Here is a 10,247-nt window from a genome sequence, read left to right as displayed (position 1 = left end):
ATGCCTGGTTGTATTAATGCGATATATCCAGTCAAAAAAGGAATAATATTCGATAGGTTAATATTAAAATTAGCATAAAAATGCGTAAAGTAAAGCTGTTTAAAAAGTACCGAATAATATCCTTATAATTATATAGATATAGTCCAACTAACTGTTTGAAATATGAAAATTTGATACTTTTAGTGAGTGTTTAATATTAAGCTTAATATTCAATTTAATTGTGAATATTTTTCATGTTTAGTGTTTCGAATAGGTGTTATAAGATTGCTTTTCATTAATAATATTATGAAAATATCTAGAATAGGAAGTGTGATAATATAATGGTTGTATTTTCTATAATTTTTATAACTAATCGTTAGGGAAGTATTTATCTCAAAGTAAATAGCTTATAACCATTATTGCTAGTGGATCTTAATTTAATGTTTTTTTAATTAAATGACTGTTTGATTTTTTAGTTATAAAATTTTATGAAAAAAAGATGAATAACAGTGAATGGCTAATTAATTGTTAAAAAATTATTATCTTGGTAGAAATGAATACACCGTTGCGGTTTTTAATGATATTCCGCAACGGTGTTGCTTAAATTTTCAGAACGTAGCCTGTCTGAAAACGACGGTTAATTATCGTTACATTATGACCGGATTAGTTAGAAAACTCGGTACTGATAATATGGATATCAAAACGATTACCACCTACGTTAACTATTCTGAGATTTTTAGGGAAATTAGCTTTCTCATCAATAGTAACAACACCATTTGCATCACGATAGAAATAGAATGATCCGTTATTAATATATACTCCAGTACTGGTATTTCTTATTGCAATGGCAGTGACTAACTCAGTCTCAAATGGCAGTATACCAACCAGTGCATAATCATCATCAGTTGTTGTTTCAACTGGGCCCACGCAATGTGTATTCGTGAACATTGAGAATTTAATACCTGAATAAGTATCATCAATAAGTCTTAATGCAACCAGACAGGTATTTTTTGGCGCCACTTTGAACTTAGATAATCCTCTAATTTCTCTATCAATATCTGGATGATCGTATTCCCATTCACGATAGCGTTGACCTGGTTCACAATCGGTCTGATGACGCCATGCATAAACTTTTGATAGTGTTCCAATTCTTACTGAGCGGAATCTATCGTTAAGATCATAAGGCAATGGAATAATGCTATCGTTTTCTGGATAATGGTGCGCTTCACCCAGGAAGTATTTTCTATCGAAAAAAGTTGCACCTGTAATTAACTTATCAGTCATATTTCTCTATTCCTTAAACTTTATTTTAAAAAAACGTTATCTTTCTTTCTGAAAGCGAGATGAGAATACAGTGAGTGTGTGGTCTTGTATTTAATAAAATATAATGAATAGGCATATTAAATTGTTGCAAATATAACATTAATATAATTGACATGTCATTTTATGCTGATATTTGAAATAAAGATTCTGAAATTAAAAATAATTGAAAATTCCTATCAATAAACACCTTTATTGGGGTAGGGAATTATCCCCTAATGTAATTGATAATTTCTTATATATGACTCAATAGTGAATAATTAGATATTCATGGTATTTGATAATTATACCTCTCTATTTAATGTTTATATGATGTAGCAATAATGAATTTATCTAGTGATATAAATTTATGGGAGAGGGATAGTTACCATTTTAAATGAATATGTTTAGCAAGAATGCAGAATTATCTCCCTAAATTCTTATTGAGAGTGAAACGAACTCTTAGGATTAGGAAGGAAATGGGAAGAAAACAGTCCAGTAGTCTGAAATAGCCTATTTTTATAGGCTACTTTGACAAATATCATTTTTCGCAGTGATATTTATGCTACCCGACGAAAAATCACCAATTCAGGTTGTGCAATTCGGTGATAATCTTGAGTGTTAAGAATCACTGAGCGTTCAAGGCTGCCGGCATTGAACGCCAATTCATCAAATCGTTCAAACAATAAAGGATCTGCAACCAGTTTCAGGGCTGGATGGAAACTGAAAGGCGGAATCGCGCCAAATACACATTGAGTCAGTTCAAAAACTTCTTTAGGGCTTGCTAGTGAGGCACGGCTGCCACCGATCTGTTTTGCCAGTAAAGAGAGGTCTGCTTGTTGATCCGCAGGTAGTACAGCGAGTACATATTGACGAAATCCTTCTCCCTTAACATGGCAAACTAATCCTTTTGCTCCTTGTCCAAGTTGTGTACCACGAATTTTTGCAACCTCTTCAGAACGTCCGGCGGTTGGATGTTCCATTACCCGGTAGCTGGCATGATGATTATCCAGTAATGCGGTCAGGCGGTTAAATATTTCGTTAGAGGACAAAATAAACTCCTAAGTAAAAATCTTCTGAATTGATATATAAATCTTCTCGATTATTGTATTTATTATATTGCCAATTGCATATATTACCAATAAGGAAATTATCAAATATCTATTTTAATAAGCATCATATAACTCTACCGATGTATATGTTTATATTTTTTGAATTATGTGGTTTAAATAGAACTATTATTTATGTTTGTTGTAAGAGAATGATCTGTAGCTCCATTAGGTGATCTTTAAATTTTAATTTTTATATATTTTCATTCTAAAACTATTTTAATATTAAGGAATTGTCAATGATGACTACAAATTTTTTTATGCCATCAGTAAATATGCTTGGTGTGGGCTGTCTGGTTGAAGCAGTAAATGCAATGAAAAGTGATGGTTACAAGCGAGCGCTGATTGTGACTGATCGTGTTTTAAATAAAATTGGAACAGTAGCGAAAGTTCAGTCTTTATTATCTGATGTTGATATTGAGAGTGTGGTTTATGACGGTACCAATCCGAATCCGACGACAGTTAATGTTGAAGAAGGTTTGGATATGTTGCGTCAGCATAATAGCGATTGCGTTATTTCCTTAGGTGGTGGTTCGCCGCATGATTGTGCAAAAGCCATCGTATTGGTCGCGGCTAATGGGGGAGATATCCGGGATTATGTAGGCATTGGTCGTTCCTCTAAACCGCATTTGCCATTAATCTCTATCAATACGACTGCGGGTACCGCATCAGAAATGTCACGTTTCTGCGTCATTACCGATACTGAGTGCCACATTAAAATGGCCATTGCGGATAAGAAAATAACGCCTGTTTTATCTGTGAACGATCCAGAATTGATGGTTGGAATGCCGAAAGGTTTAACCGCCGCGACCGGAATGGATGCAATGACGCATGCGATTGAAGCTTACCTCTCTAAAATGTCCAATCCAATAACCGATGCTTGCGCACTGAAAGCGATCACAATGATTAGTCACTCTTTACGTCAGGCAGTCGCAGATGGGAGCAATATAGAAGCACGTGAAAACATGGCCTATGCGCAATTTTTGGCGGGTATGGCGTTTAATAGTGCATTACTGGGATATGTCCATGCCATGTCTCACCAATTGGGTGGTACTTATGATTTGCCGCATGGGATATGTAATGCCATTTTGTTGCCGCACGTTCAAGAGTTCAATGCCAAAGCGGTTGCGGGTCGTTTGAAAGATATTGCCGCGGCGATGGGGATAGATGTCAGCGCTATGAATGATCAGCAAGGAGCTGCGGCATGTATTGCTGAAATTCGTAACTTATTAAAAGATATTGGTATTCCGTCGGGTTTAGCGGAATTGAATGTCAAACTAGAAGATTTACCCATGTTGGCAACTAATGCTTTGAAGGATATATGTTGTTTGACTAATCCCACTCAAGCTACCCATGAAGAAATTGTTTCGATCTTTAAAGCGGCCATGTGATTTTTTAGCTCTTATTTCATTTGTATAGATACCTATGCCTAATTGGGCGGAAAAGGCGACGTGGATGTATACGTCGCCTGATAGCTGTTTTTCGTGCAGAATGATTTATATTGTCAGGAGACCTCGTAGCACGTTATGGGTTTCAATGGACGATTGACTAAATAGATCCTCGATACTATGAAGTGATCCCAAAAAGTACCATCCGGTTACTGTATCGATCTGAATAAATTATTAATTATTCTTCGTTCACATTAATGATGCGATCTTGTTTAGGGTAAAAAATGGGAGATTTTTCAGCGAAATTCCAGATTAATAAATTCATGCTGAAAATTATTTTATAACTGATAACGGAATAAAGGATATGGCTGTTACCGGGATAATTTATACCCGGCAACACAACTTTATTTAGTGAAAAGAACTATTTTCTTTGTACGAAAGACTAATACAAGTCCTGACAAGATAGCTACCATACCCAGCAGACTGAGAGCCGGTAATGCATTTCCCAAAAATAAATAATCCATTACGGCGGTAACACCAGGAACGAGATAAAATAGACTCGTTACATTCACCAAATTACCACTTTGAATAAGCCGGTAAAGTAATAGTTGAGCGACAACTGAAATCACTAACCCAAGCCATAATAATGAAATAATAAAGCCAGGCGCCAGTTGAAATTCAAAAGGCTGGAAAGGAACAAACAGCAAGCAAAGCAGTAAACTGACACTATATTGCAGAGGTAAAACTGTAGAAGGAGCTTGATGAATTCGTTTCTGTAAAATTGCGCCAGAACTCATACAAGCCAATGCTGCTAAGGCAAAAGTAATACCCGCAAAGGAAAACCGGGACAACACCAGGCTTTGATACACTACTAATATCAAGCCCAATAACGCTAATAATAAACCCGATAAACGTACAATCGAAAAACGGCGTTCAATCACCAGCAGTGTGATAATCGGCTGAATTCCCATCACGGTAGCCAGAACGCCAGGCGTGATCCCGTTATCCAAAGCAAAAAAATAACAGATAGAATAGCCGCCAATTAATAAAACACCGGTACCAGCTACCTGTTTGCGTGTCCCATATACAGGCAGACAATGAGCATTACGCCTGAATAATAATCCCAGAAATATCAAAAAAATAAGCGCAATAGCAAAACGCATCGTGAGAATGGCAAATGCGGTACTGTGATCAAGTCCCCATCGAGAAAAAATCGCACCACTGCTCCACAATAAGACAAAAAGCAAGGTCGAGCTATAAGAGATCCATTGAGTTTTAGAAATCATAGGAATTCATACCTGTTTTACATTTAACGTACCCAAGCCAACGCAGCCAGCTAAATCTGGCAACACGTTGAATGTTAACCATCCCTCAGAGACGACATATTACACAGTTATGGATAATAAAGGAGGTGGAGCAGCAACAGGAGAAACGAAAGTAAAACGCATGTACACATTTGCTTTGGCTAATACCAGCCAGGTAAGCGTAATCAGTGTGCATGCAAGTAATGGCATAATCTGTATCTTTAACATTTACATTAATCATTCTTAAATATAAATGCATATTCCGCTATGGTCAAATATTTGTAAGCAATTTTCAACATCATGCACACGTCTATGTCCACCAAATAAGATCACCATTTTGCTGTAATCCTATAAAACAGCTCACGAGTAAACGCCGTTCCGGTGAAAAGATAGTATTACCATTCAGTACCGCATGGATTAAATTCCCATTCAGCAATACCAAATCCCCCGCATCAATATTAATCACCATACTTGTATGATCTTCCAATAATTCAGATTGATATGGAAAACCGCTGTAAGCTAAACCAAGAGCACTACGTGATTGATCATCAGGCTGAATATTCCATACTTTTAACTGCCCCCCATTTTGGGGAACGTCGGCGTAAAAATTTACCGCCATGACACGATTAATTTGTTGGATCTCAAAATCACTCTGGCGTGGATCACTCAGCTGTGCAAGATCATCATGAGGTAATAAAAGAAATTCACCGAAGTTATTCCAATACAAAATTTTTGCATTTCCCGCAGCAACACCATGATACATGGCAGGACGAATTACCTGTGAGTTATTACCACTAAAATGAGTTATTTGTTTAATGAAATGATCCATTGGATTGATTGTATCCTGAAACACCTCATCAATTGCCGAACGAAAATTTTCTGCTTCTTCTATATATTGACGGGTATCTTTTTCAATATGAGATGCCCCAATAAAATACCCCTCAACACCATTAATACCTCCACCATAACGGGGAATGCGAGCAGGAGAACGCCAAAAATTCTCAATTATTCTCTTTCTTTGTTCTGGTGGAAGAAAATCACGAACCCGACAAGCCGCAAGGTGGCCATCCAAAAGGTCATAAACCGCATCCATTGATATATCGTTCGACGTTTCGTATACAATAAATTCTGATTCTGCCAGTTTTGTTCCTTTAATACTGGATTCTTCTTGTATCATAATAGACTCCCTAATAGTAAATTGATCGGGCTATCTATCAAATCTGTAGTGATTAACTGGGATTATTTTTGCCTTATAGATCTGTGCAGCAGAGATCTACGCCTATGTAAAAAACCTAATATCGCAGGTACCGGGCTAATAATCCTCTTCTGCGCAGCGAGTTGGGTTGAATATTTCCTGTGTAAATCAGGTAACTGCTTCCAGTGGGTGCCGCCTGAGATATGATGCTCTTGATGATAACCATCATTAAACATGAATAAATTATAGATACGTCCATAATAGCTCACTGAGTTTGCAAATCTGTTCTCCGGCTGTGCGCCATAATGTTCGTAGTAGTTTTGAATATTAACCAGAACAAAGGCAAAATAGAGAGAGGGTAAATAACAAAATAAAGCCCATTCCCAAGACAGAGTGAATAAGATAATAATCCACCCCGCCTGGAACAATCTATCTAACCTCAATTGCCATAATTCTTTAATTTTACTGGTTCTGGCATTAGAAAGAAGTTTTTCATACCCTTTATCAGCTTTACTGAGTGGTTTATGCCAGATAAATAGAGACCAGCACATACGCACAAAACTATTATAAAAGGTAGATGCTGCGCCAAGGACAGAATAGTACCAAAGAGTACTATGCTCGCCATTTATAAAGGTAGAAGAGGTATCCAAAGGTCCGCTTTCACCTACTCCCCGATCATTATTATATTTGTGGTGATTACGGACATGGGACAGGTGATAAGACTGTACAGACTGCCCAATATTCATTGAATTCAATATCGACACCAACATATTCATTACACGAGAAACGAACCAGGGAGTATGGGTGAAAAAATGCGATATCACTATTATATTGTAAGTTGTCATCAGTGTAAGAAGCACAATGTTGACTAACCACCCCATAATAGTGAAATGATCCCAATACATGACCAGTGTAACCGTGGCTACCGTATGCGAAATACTTAATATAAACATGACTGCATCCCAAGCGGAATATTTCCAGATAGCCATCATTACTCTCCTAGTCAAGATAAGATTGTAAACTTCCGCGCCGCCTTACATCCGCTGTTGCACAATGGAAGGAGCCGCCGAAAGAGTTAAAGTTCCTGAAATTACATGGGATCGGAGTAAAGCCCCAACGTTTCATTGCAGCGATCATAGGTTCATCCTGCTTTTCAACAATCACCCGCTTCTCATCCAGCATTAGAATATTCATGTTGATCCATTTACTGGTCATATACAGAGGATGGTTGTCAGGAATAACCGGTTCAGGCGCATGCAGCACATCCCATCCTTTAAACAGCTCAGGAACTTTTAACACCTTTTTCGGGTTAATTAATAGTTTCCCAGGCGCCATAGGGAAAAATGTGGCATCAATGTGCATAGGATTATCATCATTAAATTCAAAAACGTGGATACGATAATCATCACCTAAATACAGTTGAAAATTTTATTTTTTCATTATGAAATTACTGCAATAATATTATAATTCCGCTGTGCTTTTATAAACCTAAACTGACGCTATAAATTTACCTGCCTACAATAATAATAATATATAGACATTTAAATTTGTAAAGGCATTAGATTTAAGCACTGTGAAATAGAGCACATGTTATTGTTTACCGCATTATTATTTACTTATAAAATATTACCGTAGATACAACCTGATTATTATCTTGACTGTCATTTGCTCGAAAAGGGCTGTGGATCGTGATTGCAGGAGAGACAAAATATACAAAACCGTAGGTATTTGTACCTATTCCGTCGGGCGTTATTAATAAAATAACCCAACGAAATAGGTTGTCAATTATTCTTCGTTCACATTAGTGATGCGATCTTGTTTAGGATAAGCAATGGGAGATTTTTCAGCGAAATATTTCATTACAGCATCAACGTCAGGCACGCTATATACAGGATCAATACCCTCGTTAAATACTGAGAAGTTATCTCCCCCTGTTGCCAGAAATTCGTTAGCAGCCACCCGGTATTTTCTATTTAATTCAATGGGTTCACCGTTGATTTTCATCGAGTGGGTAATAACACGATCACCTATTGGTTTGGCGCTATTCCACTGATATTCAAAACCATTAGAAACTGCTAAGATTTGCGGACGTGAACGATCCCATTGTTGTTCCAATAGACGTTTAATTTGTTCACCTGTCAGCGTCTTGGTTAATAATACATTGGAGAATGGCTGAACAGCGTAGATAACACTGTAAGTTACCTCACCACCAGTCATGTCAGCACGAATACCGCCGCTGTTCATAAATGCAATTTGGGCGCCGCCATTCTCTTTAGATAGGGCAGTATATAAATGTGCATCTGCAATCACTTTACCCAGTGAAGATTCACCAGCACGATTAGTTTGCCTATTCAGATCGCGATCCAACTTACCAATAACACGGTTTGCCAATGGCGCGGCTATTTTTTCATATATATCCAATACTTTAGTCACTTCTGGATCTTTTTCATATTTATGGTTATCAACCCAAATATTTTCCACTTTAAAATCCACAATATCCTTAATGGATTTGTCCAGTTTTAGATCCAGGTTAGTTATTAACGCGCCATTAGCCTGTGCAGAAGTGACGGGCTTACCATTAATTACGCAGTTATAAGCCTGATGCGTGTGGCCGGTAATGACGAAATCAATCTCTTTATCCAGTTGATTAACAATATTCAACACTTCACCGGTTAAAGCATTGCAGGCATTTACATCAATCGGTTTGCCATCACTTTTTTGTTCAGCACCTTCATGAATCAGAACCCCCATTGCTTTAACACCTTGTTTCTGTAGCTCCGGCACTAAAGCATTAATGGTTTTAACTTCGTTAGCGAAGCTCAAACCTTCGGTTCCGCTTGGTGTCACTATCTCTGGAGTCCCTTCCAGAGTCAGGCCAATGAAAGCCATCGGAATACCGTCAAATTTTTTAATGATATATGCAGGAAATAGTGTCTTACCCGTTTGATTGACGGTGACATTTGCTGCCAGATACTGAAATTTCGCGCCTGTAAATGGTTTTGGTCCTTGACAGTCAGTCACAGGATGACAGCCGCCATTCTGTTTACGCAGCAGTTCATCCTTACCTTTATCAAACTCATGATTGCCAACAGCAGTTGCCTCCAAACCTACTTTGGATAGCATTTCAATTGTTGGCTCGTCATGGAACATTGCAGAGAGTAATGGGCTTGCGCCGATCATATCGCCAGCGCCAACGACAATATTGTTAGGCTTCTCTTTCTTTAGTTCCTTGATTAGCGTGGACATATGTTCAATGCCGCCGGGTTTATTGGGATTTGGTGCTTTTAGTGCGCCATGAAAATCATTCATAGCTAGGACACGAACATCAATAATATCTGTTTTATCATGGCCGGGTTTAGCGACACATCCGGCCAACAGGGCACTACTAACCGCAAAAAAAATTAATTTGTATTTATTATTCATCTTATTATCTCTTGGTATTGAGTTCATGTTTTATACCCGTTATCTTTCAAGTTGCCTCTTTGTTGGCTGCGCTCACTCACCCCGGTCACATAGTTATCTATGCTCCCGGGGATTCGCTTCCTTGCCGTCGCGATGCATCTTGAAATCCATAGGGTATAGACAGTCAATCATATCTAATTATTTGCTGTAACAAATGTAATGTTCATCATGATTAATCTGATTTGAACAGACGCAGATTATTGTACTTGGAAATGGCAAAACGTTTATCTAAACCAACAGTGTGAGTTTATTTTTTATAATTAAAGATATTTGTATTTCTATCATGCAGGTAGTAATTTGTATATATACCACTTTCGATGCTATCCCAGTGCCATTTTATACTAATATCGTACAAATATGTTTTCCAAATAAAATTAGTTTTTCTTAGTCGAAAGTTTTTATATTGGAGCAAGAATTTAGTTCAATTTTTTATTCAGAGTTCAAAGTTAAGATTAATTACCAAAATTCCATTTAAATGATAATTGATTAGATTTATACCCGTCATCTTTCA

At 37.4% G+C, this 10,247-nt stretch carries 9 protein-coding genes; 1 reads left to right on the top strand and 8 read right to left on the bottom strand.

From position 1 onward, the window contains the following. Nucleotides 1-642: 642 nt before the first annotated feature. Nucleotides 643-1,263 carry a beta/gamma crystallin domain-containing protein gene (locus tag V2H77_RS01920; RefSeq protein ID WP_265380135.1) on the bottom strand — a complete coding sequence of 207 codons (621 nt, stop codon included), beginning with the start codon at nucleotides 1,261-1,263 and terminating at the stop codon, nucleotides 643-645. A 575-nt stretch (nucleotides 1,264-1,838) separates the two neighbouring features. Further along, the gene (locus tag V2H77_RS01915) at nucleotides 1,839-2,330 is read right to left on the bottom strand and encodes a YbaK/prolyl-tRNA synthetase associated domain-containing protein (RefSeq protein WP_341497445.1); all 492 of its coding nucleotides are present in this window, start codon (nucleotides 2,328-2,330) and stop codon (nucleotides 1,839-1,841) included. A gap of 296 nt (nucleotides 2,331-2,626) precedes the next feature. Between V2H77_RS01915 and yiaY the strand changes: the two genes are divergently transcribed. Continuing rightward, nucleotides 2,627-3,778 (top strand): L-threonine dehydrogenase, encoded by a 1,152-nt coding sequence (yiaY, locus tag V2H77_RS01910; RefSeq protein WP_341497444.1) that lies wholly within the window; start codon nucleotides 2,627-2,629, stop codon nucleotides 3,776-3,778. Nucleotides 3,779-4,179: 401 nt separating this feature from the next. On the opposite strand, the gene V2H77_RS01905 is transcribed toward yiaY, so the two are convergent. From V2H77_RS01905 to V2H77_RS01880, 6 genes are all read right to left on the bottom strand, one after another. After that, nucleotides 4,180-5,061 carry a DMT family transporter gene (locus tag V2H77_RS01905; protein ID WP_341497443.1) on the bottom strand — a complete coding sequence of 294 codons (882 nt, stop codon included), beginning with the start codon at nucleotides 5,059-5,061 and terminating at the stop codon, nucleotides 4,180-4,182. 99 nt (nucleotides 5,062-5,160) lie between these two features. Further along, nucleotides 5,161-5,307, bottom strand: a complete 147-nt coding sequence (locus V2H77_RS01900) for a hypothetical protein (protein ID WP_341497263.1) — start codon at nucleotides 5,305-5,307, stop codon at nucleotides 5,161-5,163. 82 nt (nucleotides 5,308-5,389) lie between these two features. Beyond that, on the bottom strand, nucleotides 5,390-6,256 hold the full coding sequence (locus V2H77_RS01895) for a 2OG-Fe(II)-dependent halogenase WelO5 family protein (protein WP_341497442.1): 867 nt from the start codon (nucleotides 6,254-6,256) through the stop codon (nucleotides 5,390-5,392). A gap of 62 nt (nucleotides 6,257-6,318) precedes the next feature. Then, nucleotides 6,319-7,266 carry a fatty acid desaturase family protein gene (locus V2H77_RS01890; RefSeq protein ID WP_341497441.1) on the bottom strand — a complete coding sequence of 316 codons (948 nt, stop codon included), beginning with the start codon at nucleotides 7,264-7,266 and terminating at the stop codon, nucleotides 6,319-6,321. Between the two features lie 7 nt (nucleotides 7,267-7,273). Then, a complete protein-coding gene (locus tag V2H77_RS01885; RefSeq protein WP_341497440.1) occupies nucleotides 7,274-7,636 on the bottom strand; it encodes a hypothetical protein in 363 nt (120 codons plus the stop codon). Between the two features lie 423 nt (nucleotides 7,637-8,059). Further along, nucleotides 8,060-9,697: a bifunctional metallophosphatase/5'-nucleotidase gene (locus V2H77_RS01880; protein ID WP_341497439.1), complete on the bottom strand. Its 1,638-nt coding sequence runs from the start codon at nucleotides 9,695-9,697 to the stop codon at nucleotides 8,060-8,062. Nucleotides 9,698-10,247 lie beyond the last annotated feature (550 nt).

It is taken from the genome of Photorhabdus sp. P32, assembly GCF_038085095.1.
In the GTDB taxonomy this organism is placed as follows: domain Bacteria; phylum Pseudomonadota; class Gammaproteobacteria; order Enterobacterales; family Enterobacteriaceae; genus Photorhabdus; species Photorhabdus luminescens.
Note: the sequence above shows the minus strand (reverse complement) of the source record. Positions and strands in the feature narration are given on the sequence as shown.

Coding starts and splice junctions, on each gene's coding strand:
- V2H77_RS01895 (WP_341497442.1), bottom strand. CDS start 6,256: ATGATACAAGAAGAATCCAGTATTAAAGGAACAAAACTGGCAGAATCA.
- V2H77_RS01890 (WP_341497441.1), bottom strand. CDS start 7,266: ATGATGGCTATCTGGAAATATTCCGCTTGGGATGCAGTCATGTTTATA.
- V2H77_RS01905 (WP_341497443.1), bottom strand. CDS start 5,061: ATGATTTCTAAAACTCAATGGATCTCTTATAGCTCGACCTTGCTTTTT.
- V2H77_RS01900 (WP_341497263.1), bottom strand. CDS start 5,307: ATGTTAAAGATACAGATTATGCCATTACTTGCATGCACACTGATTACG.
- V2H77_RS01920 (WP_265380135.1), bottom strand. CDS start 1,263: ATGACTGATAAGTTAATTACAGGTGCAACTTTTTTCGATAGAAAATAC.
- V2H77_RS01880 (WP_341497439.1), bottom strand. CDS start 9,697: ATGAATAATAAATACAAATTAATTTTTTTTGCGGTTAGTAGTGCCCTG.
- yiaY (WP_341497444.1), top strand. CDS start 2,627: ATGATGACTACAAATTTTTTTATGCCATCAGTAAATATGCTTGGTGTG.
- V2H77_RS01885 (WP_341497440.1), bottom strand. CDS start 7,636: ATGCACATTGATGCCACATTTTTCCCTATGGCGCCTGGGAAACTATTA.